We start from the raw sequence: 16,417 nt of genomic DNA on the forward strand, positions 1-16,417 counted from the left end.
CGTCCGAGACCGCCCCGAACCCAGCAACCAGGGCACCCTTAGTACCGATACGGAGAGTGATCATTCTGAAAGTTGCCCATTGCGTTGGAGGCGTGATCTCCCCCATTCTCTCCAATATCTACTTGAACCGGCTGGACAAATTCGTCGAAACAGTTCTCATACCGGAATACACCCGAGGCGCGGTCAGAGCGAAAAACCCGCCCTACCGCAAAGTCGAGTCGGCACTGCGGGCAGCACGCAGACGCCAGGACCACACCACCGCACGGCACCTGCGCAAGCAACTGCACAGCCTGCCCAGCGGAGACCCCGGAGATCCCGGCTACCGGCGACTGCGCTACACCCGCTACGCCGACGACACCCTCTTCGGATTCATCGGACCCAAGGCCGAAGCCGAGCAGATCAAGGCCCGCCTGGCCCAGTTCCTGCGCGAGGAACTCAAGCTGGAACTGTCACCGGATAAGACCCTGATCACCCACGCCCGCACCCAAGCGGCGCACTTCCTCAGCTACCAGATCACCGTGCTGCACAACAACCGCAAGGTCACCCGGGGCCTGCGCAAAACCAACGGCACCGTCTCCCTGCGGGTGCCCACCACGGTGGTCAAAACGGCCTGTGCCCCCTACCTCCGCGGCGGCCACCCCGCCGACCGGCCCGAGTTACGCAACCTCGATGACCACAACATCATCGCGACCTACGGATCCCGGTACCGGGGCATCATCCAGTACTACCTGCTCGCCGGCAACGTCTACACCCTCGACCGGCTGGAATGGGTCATGAAGACCTCCATGCTCAAGACGCTGGCCGCCAAGCACCGCTCGACCGTGACGAAGATGGCCCGAAAACACCGGACCACCATCGCCACCCCGGCCGGGCCTCGCCGGTGCTTCGAAGCCCGCATCGAACGAGCAGGCAGGAAACCACTGGTCGCACGGTTCGGTGGCATTCCCCTCCGGCCGCACAAGAAGGCGATCTTGACCGACCTTCAACCACCCCTGGCCACCGCCCGCCGCAAACAGTTGCTCACCCGGCTCACGGCGGGCCATTGCGAGCTATGCGAGCAACCCGCCCCGGTGCAAATCCACCAGGTGCGTAAACTCGCCGACCTCACCAAGCCAGGACGGCCACAACCCGCGTGGGACCAGCTCATGACCAGGATGCGACGCAAGACCCTGATCGTCTGCCAACCCTGCCATGACACCATCCACGCACCACCCCAACCCGCCACGACCACCACGCAGTAATCACTGGAGAGCCGGATGCGGTTAACGCCGCACGTCCGGTTCGGGCCGGGGGCCGTCGGCAAAGGACCTGCTCATACAGGCACCTCATCGACGGCCTACCGGAGCACACCACCACGGCCTCTGCTTCCTGGCATCATGGTCACCGGCCGACGCGACGGGAGCAGCTCCACATGCATGTCGAGACCCATGGTCCCGTCGGCGCCCCGCCCGTGCTCCTGCTGCACGGTGGCGGTGTCGCCGGTTGGATGTGGGAGCCGGTACGGGAGCGGCTCGCGCGCGACCACCGGGTGATCGTCCCGGACCTGCCCGGCCACGGCCGCAGCGCGGACGAGACGTACCACTCCCACGCCCGCACCACCGAAGCCCTGACGAAGATCCTGCACGACGCGGGCGGTCGCGTCCGCGTCGCCGGATTCTCCCTGGGCGCGCAGCTGACGGTTCTCCTCGCCGCACACCGGCCCGACCTCGTGGAACGCGTGGTCGTGGTCAGCGCCCAGGCCAAGCCCGTCGCGGCCACGGGGTTCACCCTCGGCCTGCTGGGCGCCACCGCGGGGCTCGCCCGGCAGCGGTGGTTCGCCAAGTTACAGGCCAAGCAGCTCTTCATCCCCGATCCGCTGCTCGACGACTACATCCGTACGTCCGCGACCATCTCGAAGCAGACCCTGCTCGCGGCGGTCGGCGAGAACCTGCGTTTCACGCCGCCGCCCGCCTGGTCGCGTTTCCCCGGCCAGGCGCTGATCCTGGCCGGCGGGCGTGAGCGGGCTCTGATGCTGGAGTCGGCCGGCCTGCTGCACGAAGCTCTGCCGGGCAGCGACCTGGAGATCGTGGCGGACTGCGGCCACGGCATCCCGCTGCAACGCCCCGCCTGGTTCGCCGGCCGGCTCGCCACCTGACTCGCCCGCATCGTCATATGTGTGCGGGGACGCCTCTATACGGCCGTGTCCCGGTCCTCCGGGGCTTGCCCGATGCGCCACGAGTACGCCAGCTCGACCTGATCCGCAGGTATCACGTAGTCGGCCGTTTCCACCGGCTGGCCCCCCACCCAGAAGGTTCGCCTGATCGTCAGCACCGGAGCCCCCGGAGGCATCTGCAGTTTGACGCACTCCTCCGAGCTCGCGGCTCGGGCGCCGACCACTTCACTGGTGCTGTCTACCGCCATCCCAATGCCGGCCATGCGCTCCATGACTCCGCGACCGGCATAGGGGCCTTCTTCCGGTAGAGCGATCGGTGTCCCACGGGTGATCGTGAGCACCTCCCAGCTTCTCACGATCATGGTGGGCTCATCATTGAGCTGGTGCAGGTACTCGGTCTCCATGACGTCGGGACGGTCTTCGAGGTCCGGATCTCCGAGACCGAGCCTCACGCGCACCTCCATCGGTGCATAAATGCTCTGCGAGCTGTAGCTCCGCATGCCCTGCCGACGCGCCGCCGTTTCGAGCCCGTTGGCGATGGGACCGCCCTCGCCTCGTAGCCGGTCGTAGCAGCGGATGAGCTGACGAACCCCAGGACGAGCTCGTACGTACGTTCCGGAACCGCTCTTGGAGACCACGACGCCCCACTGCGCCAGCGTCCGTACTGCTTCGTGCGCCGTGTTCCGGGCGATGCCGTACGACTCCGCGATGGCCGGAATGGCAGGCAAGCGCTCCCCGACCTTGAACTCTCCCGCCTCAACACGTCGGCGTAGGTCGTCTGCGACCTGCTGGTAGCGATCGCGTTCTGCTGGATTCACGGGAACAGGTTGACAGCATCCTAGGACGCTTGCAAGCATCTCAATATGAATAACAAGCATCCCAGGATGCTTTCCGGCTCAGTGCACGAGCACTCCCTCTCTGTCAGCCCGACCACCATCGAACAGGCACAGGCCTGGATTCGAGCGCTCGTCGACCCGGAGTCGGCCGACGACGCCGCCACGATCATCGGGGACCTGGTCGGAGCAGCCGGGGTGCGCACCCCTCCGGGCGGCCGGATCCAGCTCGCCGCCACTTCACAACACGGAGAACTGACCATCGAGGTTCGCACCGCATCCCCAGACATGAGCTCAGGCAACGGTCCGGACTGGAGCAAGTGCTCCAACCGCGCCTGGTCCATGGCAACGAGGCAGACCGACTCCGGCTACATCGCCATGGCGAAGGTCAATTGCCCCAGGCGGGCCGAGCCATGAGCCTGTTCCGACACACCGGCAGAACTCACCTCAGCGTGGCGGACACGGCAGACAGCGGACACTTTCTCGCTGAGCTGGTACTGCCTGGAAGGCGAGCTTCCGTGCCGATAGCGCGCCACCACGTCGGCACCGTTCTGACGGCGGCGGGGCACCGGAACGTCTGTAACGCGCAACTCGTGGTTACCGAGCTCGTCGCCAACGCCATCATGCACTCCGCCTCGGGCCTGGCAGGCGGGCTGGTCACGGTGGACCTCACGGCACTCACCGACGACCTGGCCCGAATCGACGTGATCGACCAGGGGGCATCCACCATGCCCAAGGTGTGCATGCCGAGCGACGCGGAAAGCTCCGGCCGAGGTCTGTGGATCGTCGAACGAACGGCGCTGCGATGGGGCGTACTCGATGACGCCCTCGGCGGCACGGCAGTGTGGGCGGTCGTACTCACGGCCGACGATCCGACGCACAACATGCCCAAAGCGCTAATTTGGGCGGCGGATGCGCGATGACATCGTCAGTGCAGTCACCCATCCTTGGCAGCGAGATCCCATCCCTGTGCTTCAGCCCTCATGTCGAAGCCCCGGCCCCGCACTGCCGACGCCTGAAGTGGACGGTTCTGGAGCGATGTGCGCTCGGGGGCCGTGTCCTGGTGTGGACCTGCGACTGTGAAGGCACCTTCTACGAACTGCGCCAGGCCGGTGGTCTGCAGTTCATCCGGTGGACGCGGGTCGACGAGCGGGGAGCACAGATGATCGAAGACAGCCACACCTGGCGCGCCGCCATCGCCGCCGCACACTGGCAGGCCCTGCTGAGGGGCGAGCTCCGGTAAGGCGGCACACGACGAACCGTGCGCGACCGTTGCCTACAGCGCGCCCGCGTAAACCCAGCGCCCCTCGAACCGAACGAACCGGCTGTTCTCCTCCTGCTCCCCCGCTCGGCCGCGCTCCAGATAGTGGGCGCGGAAGCGTACCGTGCCCTCGGTGTGCACGACGCTGCCGCCGGTGCTGTCCAGGATCTCCAGCCGCACATACTTCGTCCGCTTGTCCAGGCCGACGCGGGGCGGCCGGGCCGACGGGTGCCAGGAGCGCAGCAGGTACGCCTCGTCCCCCACCGCGAAGGCGCTGAAACGGGAGCGCATGAGCTGCTCGGCGGTGGTGGCGGCCGCCTCGCCCCGGTGCAGCTTGCCGCAGCAGTCCTGGTAGGGGGCGGGCAGGCCGCAGGGGCACGTACGAGGAGGCATGGGCCCTATTGTGCACCCACCGGAACGGTCAGACGGTGGGCGAGGTCGCTCAGGGTGGCGCCGAGCGGGGCGTCCAGGATGAGTACGGCGTCGGCGTCGCCGCCGGTCGGGCCCTGGTTGACGATGGCGATGGGCAGGCCGAGGGCGGCGGCCTTGGTGACGAAGCGCAGCCCGGATCTGATCGCCAGCGACGACCCGAGCACGAGCAGCGCCCGCGCCCCGCCCACCACCGAGAAGCATTCGTCCACGCGCGGCCTGGGCACGTTCTCGCCGAAGAAGACGACGTCCGGCTTGAGCACCCCGCCGCAGCCCGTGCAGTCCACCATCCGGAACCCGGCCACCTGCTCGTCGGTGAGCAGGGCGTCGCCGTCGGGGTTGATCTGGCCGCTGTCGGCCTCCCAGTCCGGGTTGGCGTCGCGCAGGCGGCGCTCCAGCTCGGCGCGCGGGGTGCGTTCCCGGCACGACAGGCAGACGACCCGGTCGAGCCCGCCGTGCAGCTCGATCACCCGTTGCGCGCCGGCCGCCTGGTGCAGGCCGTCCACGTTCTGGGTGACGATGCCGGCCAGCAGGCCGCGCCGCTCCAGTTCGGCCACGGCCCGGTGACCTTCGTTGGGGCGGGCCTCGCCGATCTGCCGCCAGCCGACGTGGCTGCGCGCCCAGTAACGCTGCCGGGCCTGCGCACTGCCGACGAAGCGCTGGTACGTCATCGGCTCGGCCTTGCGGGAACGCCCCGTCGGGCCCCGGTAGTCGGGAATTCCCGACTCGGTGGACAGCCCGGCCCCGCTGAGCACCGCCACTCTTCCCCCGGCGACCAGTTCGGCCAGCTCCGCCGCCTTCGTGCTGCTTGGTGTCACAACTCCATGGTGCCTCAGCCCTTGGTCAGCTCCGTCCGGCGGCCCGAGGCTGAGAGCTCATCGAGAGCGGTCACCTGGCGGCGAGCATTTGGGTCCAGTAGATCGAGCCGTCGGAGTCCTCGGCCGCGCCGACCCCGATGAGGGTGTACTTGCAGTTCATGATGTTGGCCTTGGTTCCGGGGCTGCTCATCCAGGACCGCACGACGATGGCCGGGGTGCGCTGGCCCTTGGCGATGTTCTGTGCCCACGCGGTGCCGCCTTTGAAGCCGGCCTGCCTGAGGCGGTCGGTGAAGGATCGGTCGTCGCGGGACTCGCTCGAGAAGTAGCGGTACTCCGCCATGTCGGCCGCGTGCCCGCGCGCGGCCCGGTGGAGTTGCCGGTGGTGCTTGAGCGCCCGGCATCCCTCCTTCGCCCGGTGGGCGTTGACCAGCCGCACGACCGCGTTCTCCCGCTCCGTTCCCACGGTGACGGCGTCGGAGGCATGCGCCGTGCTCACGGGCGCGGCGATCGTGGCCAGGACAGCGGCGGCGGCGGCGGGTAACCCGAGGTGTCGGCGCATGGGACATTCCTCCAGTTGCGGTGGACGTTGGACCGCTCCGCATTCTGGCGCGGCACAGATCAATTTGTCACCTCAGTCACCGGTCTGCTCCTCCGCCTCGGCGATCTGCTCGGCGTGCCACAGCCGCCGCATCTCCGGGCAGCTCTCCAGCAGGTCGGTCAGCCGCCCGCGACCGGCGACGCGGCCCCGGTCGAGGACGATCACCTGGTCGGCGCGTTCGAGCGCGGCCTGGCGGTGCGAGACGACCAGGACCGTCCCGGGGCCGCCGCCGCCGATGCGCTCCCACAGGAGTTGCTCGGTCTCGACGTCCAGGGCGGACGACAGGTCGTCCACGACCAGCAGGTCCGGGTCCCGTACGAGGGCGCGGGCGGCCGTCGCACGTTGCGCCTGCCCGCCGGACAGCCGCATCCCGCGCGGCCCGACGACCGTGCCGAGCCCGTCGGGCAGTTCGGCCAGGTCCCGTTCGAACGCGGCCAGTTCCAGTGCCCGCCGCGCGTCGTCGTCGCTCGCCGGGTGGCCGAGCCGCAGGTTCTCCCCCAGGGTCGCCGAGAACAGCCGGGGCACCTGGCCGGCGTAGGCCGTGCGGCCGGGGACGAGGAACGTGCCCGGGTCCGCAATCGGCGTGCCGTTCCACGAGATCGTGCCCGCGTCCGGGGTCAGGAGGCCGAGCAGGGCGCGTACCAGAGTGCTCTTGCCCGCCCCCACCGCGCCCGTGATGACCGTGAAGGTGCCCCGCTCGACACGCAGATCCACATCGTGCAGCACGCCACGGACGGTCAGGCCGCGCGCCTCGAACACCCGCAGCGGCCCGGCATGCGCGCGCGAACGCGCCCCAAAAGGCGGTGGGTCGTCGCGTAGCCAGACGTCGGAGCCGCGGGCCAGGTCGGTGGCGTTCTCGTGCGGTGCCATCAGGCCGGTGAGGCGTTCGGTGGCGACCGCGGCCTGGGGCAGGCGATAGAGGATGGTGCCGATCGAGCGGGGGAAGGCGGTCAGCCAGCCGATGTAGCTGGTGAACAGCGCCAGGTCCCCCACGGTGAACTCGCCGCCGCGCATGGCGGGCGCGGCCAGCAGCAGGACGAGCCCGATGCTGAGCTCGACGGTCGTGGTGGTCGCGGCGTCCAGCAGGTCGGTCGCCATCCGGTCCTTGACGGCCGCGTCGCGCCGCCGCCGGTTGTGCTCGCGCAGCCGTTCCAGGGCAGCGGCCTCGGCCCCTGCCGTCTTGATCGCGAGTACGCCGCCGAACAGCTCCCCCACGTACGCCGTCACGGCCGCGCCGAGCCGTGCCGCGCGCCGGTGCAGCCGGGCGATCGTCCGCCGCATCATCCTGCTCAGTACGCCTACCGCGATCATCGGCAGGACCAGCACCACCGTGATCACCGGATCGACCGAGGCCATGATCGGCAGGGCCGCGGCGGCGAACAACGCGGTGCCGACCAGGCTGACGCTCTCGTCGGTGAAGTCCACCGTGTCGGCCACGTCGTCGCGCAGGCGGGCGACGGACTCGCCGGAGGAGCGCGGCAGCCGGTCGGCGGCGGGGCCGCGCGCGGACAGGACGGAGCGCAGCACGTTGGCGCGCAGGAGGGTGGCCGCCGCGTTCCACCAGTAGACGCCGTACGTCCAGGCGACGAAGATCACCAGCCCGCGTACGACCTCCACGCCCACGAACGCCGCGCACAACCACAACGTCGCCTCCAGCGCGGCCGGACGGTGCCCGCTGATCTGGTCGAAGACCTGCTGCAGGACGAGCCCGCCGGCCAGCGGGATCACGTGGACCGGCAGCCACAGCAGCGCGCCGACGAGGTAGCGGCGCAGGTCGAACACGGCCAGCCGGGTGGCCACATGCATCACCGGCCGCATCGGCCGGCCACCGGGGACCGTGCTCATCGGCTCACTCCCGCCAGGTCCAGCAGGCGCCCGAATCGGCTGTCCGGGTCGGCGGCGAGGTCGGCGCGGCGGCCGTACTCGACGATCTTGCCCCGGTCGAGCACCGCGATCTTGTCCACGCGGGCCAGTGACGACAGGCGGTGGGCGATGATCACCCCGGTCCTGCCGTCCAGCAGGCGTTCGATGCTGTGCTCGATGCGGCGCTCGGTGGCCGGGTCGAGGCGGCTGGAGGCCTCGTCGAGCACGACGAGCCCGGGATCGGCCAGGAACGCCCGCGCGAACGCGAGCAGTTGCGCCTCCCCCGCCGACACGTGGCGCAGTTCGGTGTCGAGCCCGTCGGGCAGGCCGGCCGCCCATTCGCCGAGCCCGACCCCTTCGAGGACCTCCAGCAGCCGCTCGTCCCCGGGCGAGGCCCTGAACAGCGTGAGATTGTCGCGCACGCTCGCCGCGAAGAGCTGCACGTCCTGCGTGACCACGCCGATCCGGCTGCGCAGCGAGCGCGGGTCGGCCTCGCGCAGATCCACGGTGCTCATATGGGCCCCGCTCGTGTGTACGCCGCCCACGCGCACGCTGCCCTCCACGGGGTCGTGCAGGCGCAGCACGAGCCTGGCCAGCGTCGTCTTGCCGCTGCCCGTACGCCCGACCAGGCCCAGCGTCTCGCCGGGGGCGAGCGTGAGGTCGATGCCGGACAGGACCTGCTCGTCGTCGCCGGGGTAGGAGAAGCCGACGCCGTCCAGCCGCAGCCCGAGCGGCCCGTCGGCGGGCAGCGGGCGGGTGCCGGGGGTCAGCGCGGGCCGTTCGGCGAGCAGGTCCCCGATGCGGGACAGCCCCGCGAGGGCCGCCTGGTACTGCCGCAGCTGGTCGATCAGCCGCTCGAACGGCGCCCGCACCATGAGCGTGTACTGGAAGAGCAGCACGGCGGTGCCGACCGTGAGCGCGCCGCTCCCCATGCTCCACGCCGCCAGCCCCAGCATGATGGCCGTGCCGGCGGCGAAGGCCACCGAGGTGCCCGCGAGCAGCATGGTGCCGATGCCGGCGTCACGGTGCTCGGCGCGGAAGAGTGCGGCGCTGACCTGGTGGAAGCGGCGTACGGTGTGCTCGCCCGCGCCGTTGGCCCTGATGTCCTCGGCGCCGGCGGCGCGCTCTTCGAGCATGCCGAACAGGGTCGCGCTGGCCGCGCGTGAGCGGGCGGCGGACGGTACGGCCAGCCGCTGGGCACGGGCCATGCCGTACCCGATGAGCAGGCAGTACACCAGCAGCACCGACCCGATGCGCCAGTCCACGGTGAACACGACGACGACCACGCCCGCCAGGAGCAGCACGCTGGCCACGACGTCCAGCAGGAACGCCACGACGAAGTCGGCCACCGCCGCGACGTCGCCGTCCACCCGCTCGATCAGCTCGCCGGGCGTGTGCCGGCCGTGGAAGGCCAGGTCCAGGCGGAGCGCGTGCCCGGCCAGGCGTTCGCGCAGGCGGTTGGTGCCGTCCCAGGCGAGCCTGCCAGCCAGCCACGCGGTGAGCATCCTGGCCGCCTGGCCCGCGACGGCCAGCGCGAGGTAGCCGAGCGCGATCAGCGTCAGGTGCCTGATCCCCGCGCCGCCGATGGCGTCATCGACGAAGCGGCGGGTGACCTGGGGCGCCGCCAGCGGGAGCGCGGTGGCGGCGGCGATGGCCGTGGCCAGCGCGGCCGCCGAGCGCCGCCCGGGGCGGAGCAGGCGCAGTACGGAGGGGTTATGGGGTGATGGAGGTCCGGGGTCGATCGGAGTCAAGAAGCGTCATGCCCTTTGCGTCGGAGGTTTCGCTGAGCTGAGGGATCATGAACGCTTCCCGCATCGCGGGCCTCCTTGCTTCGATGACTGCTTCCGCCCGGGAGTACACCAGGCGGGGCCGCCGCCCGGCAACCGAATTATCCGGACTCCATGTGTACGTGGCAGCCCACGCGCAGTTCCGCGCACTGCTCCTGGTCGTCCACCCGCCACCAGAGCTGCCCGGGTGCGGGCAGCATCTCGCTGATCAGCACCTCGGCCGGGTCGTGCCTGGCCAGGTCCTCGACGGCGAGCGGGTCGCAGAAGTCGACGTGGAAGGGGGCGGGGTCGGCGGGGTGGCGGACGAAGGCGTGCCGGGGCAGGTCGTGTTCGCGGTGCAGGCGGTGGATGGCCAGCCAGCGGTCGAAGGCGTCCGCGCCGCGCTCCTCCGGCAGGCGCAGGCGCCAGCGGGCCCGCTGGTAGATCAGGTCGTCGATCATGATGCGCGGGGTGTGCGCACCGAGGTCGATCTCCGGGGGCCCGTGCCCGCTTGCCGGCGGCCCGACGTCGGGCAGGTCTCGTCTGAGCGCTTCCGGGTCGGAGTGGAGCCTGCCGTGGAGGCCCTCGTACAGGTGCCGGCAGTCGGCGCCCAGGCCGGACAGCAGCCAGGTCGCCTCCTCCAGATCCGTGCCGACGGCCATCAGTTCGGGGGCGGGCAGCGCGGGATCGAGCCGTGCTCCGAGGTCGGCGGTGGCTCTGGCGATGTCCTGCGCGGTCAGCCGGATCACGCCCTGCCTGAGAGGTGCCTCGGACGCGAGCCTGGTCAGGACGGCGCCGGCGGCCTCCGGGGTGAGCTGCGTGGCCAGACACCACAGCGGGAGTACCGCCGTCAGGGCCGCCCGCAGCCGGGACAGTGCGGGGCCGCCGATGGTGACGCGTTCGCCGTACGGGCTGGTCCTCGCCTCGCGGAAGACCTCGCTGAATGCCTCGCGGGCTCTGCCGGGTTCCGCTGCCAGGAGGGCATCCTCGAAGTGCTGGGCGCGCTGCGGCCAGGAGGCGCTCGCGTACCGGTCGCGGAGTTCCGCCACCCTGGACGGGTCGCCGAGCATTCCGGTGAGCCAGTCGCCCGGCTCGACGATCGCCCGTTCGGCGACGGGCCCGGCCACCCGCAGCGCGTGCGGGTCGTCGGGGTCGAAGCGCGCGTACAGGACGGGTCCGCCGTCCCCGCCGCCGGTCGCTAACCGCCGCAGGTGCCGGTGGGCGGCGGCGGTGAGCAGCCGGGAGCGCCTGGCCGTGCCGTCGCCGGGCCTGCGGGACAGCGGGTGCCGCGTGATCGCCCGATAGAAGGCGGGGTCGGCGAGGAAGGCGGCGTGCCGTACGGGCTCCTCGTCGTACGCCTCGGCGACCACGCGCCGCGTCGCCATCCAGAGGACGGCGTGGGCCCTGCGGGTCGCGGCCCGCGCCGAACCTGCCGCGACGACGGCCCGCTGCCAGCGCCGCACCCAATCCCCCAGGCCGAGCGACTCCAGCAGCCCGATCTCCGCACCGCTCAGTGGCGCCCCGGCCCGTACGGTCCTCATGCAGTGCCTGGCCTGGATGCGCTGCTCAGCCGGCAAGCTGAGCACGGCCTCGCGCATGGGGGCGGCGCGGCGCTCGAAGCGGTGGCGTTCGGCGGTCAGGCGGCGGTCGGCGGCGAGCAGGCGTTCGGTGAGCCGGCGCAGGCCGGGATGCCCGAGGCCGTCCAGCAGCCGGACCGGCAGGCCGGTGGTGCGCAGCAGGAACCACGGGCGCAGCTCGACGACCAGCTCTCCCGCGCCGACGGGCACCCGCCAGGACAACCCCGACGAGTCCCCGCCACCTCGCTCCGGCCCGATCCCGGTCGCGATCCCGGCCCCGGCCCCGGTCGCGATCCGGGACTCGGTCCCGGTCCCGGACTCGGACTCGGTTTGAGGGTCGTGTCCCAGCTCGTTCCCGGTCGCACCTTGGGCGTTGTGTCCCGGTTCGCACCGCTCTAAAGCGCGTCCCGGTCGCCACGCGTTCTCGCCAACGGCCCACAGCCGGCCATCGAGATCCATCAGCCGCCCTCTCCAGGCCAGGGGTAGGGGTGTGCGGCGCGCAGGTCGTCGCGTCGCGTACGCGTGCCCGCCCCGGCGGTCACGCCTCGCGGCCGGGCTCCGCCTGTCCAGGTGGTGCGACCGGCCGCCGGAAGGAGCGCGCCGCCCGCCCGTTCAGGAGACGGGACTCCCGGGTGATCGTCGTCGCGGCCGGCACCGGCCGCCCGCAGGTAGACGCAGCGCAGCTCCGCCGCGAACCGCTGCTCCCCCTCGCGCAGCCAGCAGTCCTCCGGCCCCGGCAGCACCTCCGTCATCGAGATCTGCTCGGCCGTGGACGCCAGCCGCGCCAGCCCTTCGAGCAGCGCGGGCGAGCGCGTGTCCACGTAGAAGGGCTCGCGCTCGCGGGGCGAGGAGGCGAAGAACGCGACGGGCAGGCCGTGGCTCTCCCGCAGGCGCGCGATGGCCACCAGCAGTTCCCGATCGCCCGCCGCCTGCCCGAGCGCCTCGAACGAGGGCCGTCCGACCCGCCACAGCCCTGCCGAGATGACGACGTTGTCCCAGGTCAACCGGGGCACCCGGGCGAGGTCGCAGAGGCGGGGCGGTCTGATCCTGGGCAGGGCGAGCGCCGTGTGCACCGCCGTGTCGTGCTCGCCGTTGTGGAACAGCAGCGGCTCGTCCATCCCCTTGGCGTGCAGGACGGCGCGCTGGCCGTCGCTGTGCACGTACAGCTCGTCGAGCCCGATCCGCCGCCGCCGGGGGTCGGCGGCCACCCCGCCGAGTTCCAGCACGGGGCCGGGGAGCTCAAGGGGCGGCACGCCGTCGGAGCGGCGCGAGATGACGTTCAGCACTGTGAAGCCGGACAGCGCCCGCCGGATCTCGGTGTCCCGCTCGGCCAGACACGCGGCTGCCTCCTCGTGGAACTGCAGCGCCCAGGGCGTGAGCTGCACCGTGTCATGCAGCCGGCCGAGGACCAGCGGGGTCACTCCCCGCTCGTACGCCTCCAGCGACCCCGCCGCCACCATGACGTCCGCCGAGCAGAGCACGGGCGCGGCCGGCGGGGCCGGCTCGTCGAGCAGTCCCGCGAGGTTGAGCACGGGTGTCCCCCGGGGCGCGTCGCGGATGAGGGCGGCGATCCGGCCGGCGAGCCGGTCGCCGTGCTCGACCCGCAGGTCTCCGGTCGTGCGCAACACCTCGGCCAGCTCGTACGTGCCCGGCCCGAGCCTGCCGGCCAGCAGCCGGTTGGTGCGCAGCCTGGTCAGCTCGGCCTCCGCGGCGAGCAGGCCGAGCACCTTCGGCACGCGTCCGCGCAGGTCGTCGGCCAGCGCGCCGCCCGCGGTGACGCGCAGTGTGCCGGCGGCGGCCTCGTGCACGATGGCCCGGTCCTCGCGCCGCCCGCCCCCGGCCAGCGCCTCGATCCTGCGCTGCACGGCCAGCTTCACGTCGGGAGAGGCGGCCGGGTACTGCCCGAGCAGTTCGCTGATCTCCGCGACGCGCCTGGCCAGCGGCAGGGCGGCGTCGGGCGCGGGCCGCTCCCCCGGCCGGGCCCCGGTGCCCGGCCGCCGGCGCTGCGCGGGCACACCCGCCGACGCGGACAATCTCGGCATACCCGGCCCGGCCCCCCGTTCGCGCGCATGGGCGAGCTCACACCCGGGCCCCTCGGCCGCCCCCGCGCCCTCACCTCCCGAAACACCGCGCGGCCCCGCGGCCTCACCTCCAGACACACCCGCCGCCCCCGGGTCTCCCGAAACGCTGCGGGGCCCCGCGCCTCCCGAAACACCGCGCGGTCCCGCGGCCTCACCCCCGGAAGCACCCGCCGCCCCCGCGACATCGCGCCCCGAAGCTCCGCCCGTTCCCGAAATATCCCGCCTCGAAGCGCCTCCGAGACCTTGCGGGAAGGTCCCCGCTGCCCCGCCATAGCCGCACTCGCAGCTCTCCGCCGCCCTTCTGGCGCCCGGCTCGGCGGCACCCCCGTGCCCGCCGCCCGGTGCTCCCGCGAGCCCCTTGGCACCGCGCTCCCGCGTGCCCCTGGCGGCCAGCCGTTCGCGCAGCCACCCCAGGGTGTCGCCGATGGTGGCGGGCGGGCACAGGTCGTGGGTGAGCAGCCCCCGCCGCACCGCCACGGCCAGCGCCGCCGACGCCCGTTCCATCCCCGTCCCCGTCTCGGCCGCGATCTCGGCCAGCGTGCGAACCCCGTCGCAGTGCCCCGCGAACGCCGCGCCTTCCTGCACCTCCCCCGTCCAGGTCTTGCGCCGCGGCACCAGGCCGGCCACGAGTGCCGGATCGGCGAGGATGCGCTGTTGCAGCGCCTCGCCGACCCGCGCGGCAGGGAAGGCGAGCCGCCGCGCGAACTCGCGATGCCCCTCCCAGGCGTGACCGCACGCCTGCCCTGACCCGACGATCCCGTAGCCGATCAGCCCGTGGCTCCCCGCCGTCTCGCAGGAGGCCGACAGCCGCTGCACGTGGTGGGCGATCTGCCGGCGCAGCTTTGCCGCCTTGGCGCCGCGCCGCAGGTCGCAATAGAGGGCGGGCGAGGCGGACACGAGCGCGTCGAGGAAGCGCTCGTCGGTCACGATCCCGTCCATGGCCGCGCGGGCGAGCGCGGCGTCGGCCGTGACCATGCCGGCCAGCGTGAGCCGCGCCTCCTCCAGCAGCCCCGTCACCTCGTTCCAGGCCGCCACCCAGCCGGCGCGCGCCGGCGTCCCCGGTGGCAGGAGCGTCCCTGGTGGCAGGGGGCGCAGGTCGCGCAGGCGGCCGCGCAGGCCCCGCGCCAGCCGCCCGCCGTCCACCCATCCGCCGTCCACCCATCCGGAGTCCATCCATCCGGAGTCCGCCCGTCCGTTGGGCGCGCCGGACGGGCGGACGTCAGTGCCGCGGTCGGTGCCGCGGTCGGGGCCGCGGTCGGGGCCGCGGTCGGGCGTCTCGGCGAGCAGGTCGAGTGCCTGTCTCTCCAGCCGTACGACCGTCGCGGCCAGCTCGGCCGCTCTCGGGTAGAGGAGGGACAGGGCGAGCTCCCAGCCGAACCCGGCGCTCCTGACGACCACGGCCGGCAACAGGGTCCAGTCGTGCTCGATGTCCATATGGACCTCTCCCTTTCCTGTCATGAATTCGCCGCACCACGTCCCAACTCAGATATTTACAAGATCATTTTGCTATGTCAATGAGTTTCGAGATTAGAAGACAATGAGAACCAGGAGCCCCCACGGGAAAACTCCAGCAAAGCCCGCCAAAAGGGGCGCGACTGTTTACTTTCCGTAGCCATCGGGCCTATCCTTGCAGTACACAGGGTCAGGATCCGCCGAAAGATCCGCCACGGAAACGAGTCTGAAAACGAATGTCACCGGCCGCCGTACGTTGATTTAAAAGTGCATCAGATAATCGCGCTAATGCTCCGCCCTGCCGTTCACATTTCAACTTCCAGGGGCAAGGTGCGGTCAAGAACGTGTGCCGCCGCCCCATAGCGGAGAAACAGCCTGATAGAAGGTGACATGGGGGCGAAGGGGGACCTGTGGCGGAGGACGCGCGGCACCGAGGCGGCGACAGGCCACACCTGAGCACGCCCGCGTTCGCGACCGGGCTCATCCTCATCACAGCGGCGATCATCGTGCTGGACGTGACCACGGGCACGGCGGTGCGGCTGTTCCCGCTGCTGATCTTCCTGCCGGCCATCATCTCGGGGCTCGGCACGGTGTGGCAGACGGCCATCGCCTCGGTCTGGGTGGTGACGGTCGAGGTCGGCACCGGCGTCTACCTGGGCGGGGAGACCGACGACATCCTGCTGGCGACCGGTTTCGCGACCCTGTTCGGGATACTGAGCGTCGCGTGGTGCCGCTACCGGGTACGGCGCGAGGAAGAGGTGCGCAGGCTCCGCTCGGCCGCCTCCGCGCTCCAGCGGCTGATCGTGCGCCCGCTGCCGCTGCGCACCGCCGACGTCGTCGTGGACGGCCTCTACCAGCCGCTGGAGGAGGACACGATGGTGGGCGGCGACATGTACGAGGTGGCCCCCTCCCGGCACGGCACCCGGGTGCTGATCGCCGACGTCCAGGGCAAGGGCCTGCCGGCGATCGGCACGGCGCTGGCCGTGCTGGGCTCGTTCAAGGAGGCGGCCTACCGCGAGCACACGCTCACCGGCGTCGTGGCCGCCCTGGAGAACTCCGTGGTCAGGCAGAACTTCTTCGCCACGCAGACCGGCGACACCGAACGGCTGGTCACCGCGCTCGTGCTCGACATCGGCAAGGGTGCGACGATCGAGGCCGTCAACTGCGGCCACATCGCCCCGTACGTCATCGCGCACGGCGAGGCCCGCCAGGTGGACCTCGGCGAGCCCGCCGTGCCACTCGGCCTGGCGGACCTGGCGGGCAAGCCGCGCACGGGCACGCGCTTCTCCTTCCCGCCGGAGGCGACGCTGCTGCTGTGCACCGACGGGGTGACCGAGGCCCGCGACCCTGGCGGCGCCTTCTACCCGCTGGGCCGGCGGCTGCGCGCCTGGGCCGCGGACCCGCCCGCCGACCTGACCCGCGCGCTCGGCGCCGACCTGCGCGCCTTCACCGGCGACACCCCGCGCGACGACATCGCCGTCCTCACGCTCCGCAGACCGGACCCGGCCCACGAGTGAACATCGCCCAACATCATGAACCGCTTTACTGATCCGCGCGTACCTCCTCACATCGGAACGTGGTCCATGG

The 16,417-nt window shown here is 71.6% G+C and carries 14 protein-coding genes; 6 read left to right on the forward strand and 8 right to left on the reverse strand.

Translation table 11 applies throughout. The features are described 5' to 3' along the window. Window positions 1-56: 56 nt before the first annotated feature. The gene (locus AB0I81_RS53040; RefSeq protein ID WP_360675720.1) at window positions 57-1,241 is read left to right on the forward strand and encodes a group II intron reverse transcriptase/maturase; all 1,185 of its coding nucleotides are present in this window, start codon (window positions 57-59) and stop codon (window positions 1,239-1,241) included. Window positions 1,242-1,411: 170 nt separating this feature from the next. Continuing rightward, window positions 1,412-2,134, forward strand: a complete 723-nt coding sequence (locus tag AB0I81_RS53045) for an alpha/beta hydrolase (RefSeq protein WP_360675723.1) — start codon at window positions 1,412-1,414, stop codon at window positions 2,132-2,134. A gap of 35 nt (window positions 2,135-2,169) precedes the next feature. On the opposite strand, the gene AB0I81_RS53050 is transcribed toward AB0I81_RS53045, so the two are convergent. After that, window positions 2,170-2,970, reverse strand: coding sequence for a GntR family transcriptional regulator (locus AB0I81_RS53050; RefSeq protein ID WP_360675725.1), 801 nt, complete (start codon window positions 2,968-2,970; stop codon window positions 2,170-2,172). An 81-nt stretch (window positions 2,971-3,051) separates the two neighbouring features. On the opposite strand from AB0I81_RS53050, the gene AB0I81_RS53055 reads away from it, so the two are divergent. The 3 genes from AB0I81_RS53055 (at window position 3,052) to AB0I81_RS53065 (ending at window position 4,228) form a co-directional block, all read left to right on the forward strand. After that, entirely contained in the window at window positions 3,052-3,402 is a 351-nt protein-coding gene (locus tag AB0I81_RS53055) for a hypothetical protein (protein ID WP_360675728.1), read from the forward strand. 101 nt (window positions 3,403-3,503) lie between these two features. Next, on the forward strand, window positions 3,504-3,908 hold the full coding sequence (locus AB0I81_RS53060; protein WP_360675731.1) for an ATP-binding protein: 405 nt from the start codon (window positions 3,504-3,506) through the stop codon (window positions 3,906-3,908). A 140-nt stretch (window positions 3,909-4,048) separates the two neighbouring features. Further along, on the forward strand, window positions 4,049-4,228 hold the full coding sequence (locus AB0I81_RS53065) for a hypothetical protein (RefSeq protein WP_360675733.1): 180 nt from the start codon (window positions 4,049-4,051) through the stop codon (window positions 4,226-4,228). A gap of 33 nt (window positions 4,229-4,261) precedes the next feature. Here the strand turns inward: AB0I81_RS53065 and AB0I81_RS53070 are convergent, their stop codons facing one another. From AB0I81_RS53070 to AB0I81_RS53100, 7 genes are all read right to left on the reverse strand, one after another. Next, window positions 4,262-4,639, reverse strand: a complete 378-nt coding sequence (locus AB0I81_RS53070; protein WP_360675736.1) for a YchJ family metal-binding protein — start codon at window positions 4,637-4,639, stop codon at window positions 4,262-4,264. 5 nt (window positions 4,640-4,644) lie between these two features. Beyond that, a complete protein-coding gene (locus AB0I81_RS53075; protein WP_360675739.1) occupies window positions 4,645-5,493 on the reverse strand; it encodes an NAD-dependent protein deacetylase in 849 nt (282 codons plus the stop codon). Window positions 5,494-5,563: 70 nt separating this feature from the next. After that, window positions 5,564-6,052 carry a CAP domain-containing protein gene (locus AB0I81_RS53080; RefSeq protein WP_360675742.1) on the reverse strand — a complete coding sequence of 163 codons (489 nt, stop codon included), beginning with the start codon at window positions 6,050-6,052 and terminating at the stop codon, window positions 5,564-5,566. Window positions 6,053-6,124: 72 nt separating this feature from the next. Beyond that, window positions 6,125-7,936 (reverse strand): ABC transporter ATP-binding protein, encoded by a 1,812-nt coding sequence (locus AB0I81_RS53085; RefSeq protein ID WP_360675745.1) that lies wholly within the window; start codon window positions 7,934-7,936, stop codon window positions 6,125-6,127. Then, a complete protein-coding gene (locus AB0I81_RS53090; protein ID WP_360675747.1) occupies window positions 7,933-9,705 on the reverse strand; it encodes an ABC transporter ATP-binding protein in 1,773 nt (590 codons plus the stop codon). Before AB0I81_RS53090 ends, AB0I81_RS53085 begins: the two co-directional genes overlap by 4 nt. Before the next feature lie 137 nt (window positions 9,706-9,842). Further along, on the reverse strand, window positions 9,843-11,756 hold the full coding sequence (locus AB0I81_RS53095; RefSeq protein WP_360675749.1) for a hypothetical protein: 1,914 nt from the start codon (window positions 11,754-11,756) through the stop codon (window positions 9,843-9,845). Beyond that, on the reverse strand, window positions 11,756-14,812 hold the full coding sequence (locus AB0I81_RS53100; protein WP_360675751.1) for a hypothetical protein: 3,057 nt from the start codon (window positions 14,810-14,812) through the stop codon (window positions 11,756-11,758). Before AB0I81_RS53100 ends, AB0I81_RS53095 begins: the two co-directional genes overlap by 1 nt. A 428-nt stretch (window positions 14,813-15,240) precedes the next feature. On the opposite strand from AB0I81_RS53100, the gene AB0I81_RS53105 reads away from it, so the two are divergent. After that, window positions 15,241-16,347, forward strand: a complete 1,107-nt coding sequence (locus tag AB0I81_RS53105; RefSeq protein WP_360675754.1) for a PP2C family protein-serine/threonine phosphatase — start codon at window positions 15,241-15,243, stop codon at window positions 16,345-16,347. Window positions 16,348-16,417 lie beyond the last annotated feature (70 nt).

Origin of the sequence: Nonomuraea sp. NPDC050404 (assembly GCF_040655495.1) — a bacterium.
Classification (GTDB): Bacteria; Actinomycetota; Actinomycetes; order Streptosporangiales; family Streptosporangiaceae; genus Nonomuraea.

Coding starts and splice junctions, on each gene's coding strand:
- AB0I81_RS53045 (WP_360675723.1), top strand. CDS start 1,412: ATGCATGTCGAGACCCATGGTCCCGTCGGCGCCCCGCCCGTGCTCCTG.
- AB0I81_RS53070 (WP_360675736.1), bottom strand. CDS start 4,639: ATGCCTCCTCGTACGTGCCCCTGCGGCCTGCCCGCCCCCTACCAGGAC.
- AB0I81_RS53080 (WP_360675742.1), bottom strand. CDS start 6,052: ATGCGCCGACACCTCGGGTTACCCGCCGCCGCCGCCGCTGTCCTGGCC.
- AB0I81_RS53085 (WP_360675745.1), bottom strand. CDS start 7,936: ATGAGCACGGTCCCCGGTGGCCGGCCGATGCGGCCGGTGATGCATGTG.
- AB0I81_RS53095 (WP_360675749.1), bottom strand. CDS start 11,756: ATGGATCTCGATGGCCGGCTGTGGGCCGTTGGCGAGAACGCGTGGCGA.
- AB0I81_RS53100 (WP_360675751.1), bottom strand. CDS start 14,812: ATGGACATCGAGCACGACTGGACCCTGTTGCCGGCCGTGGTCGTCAGG.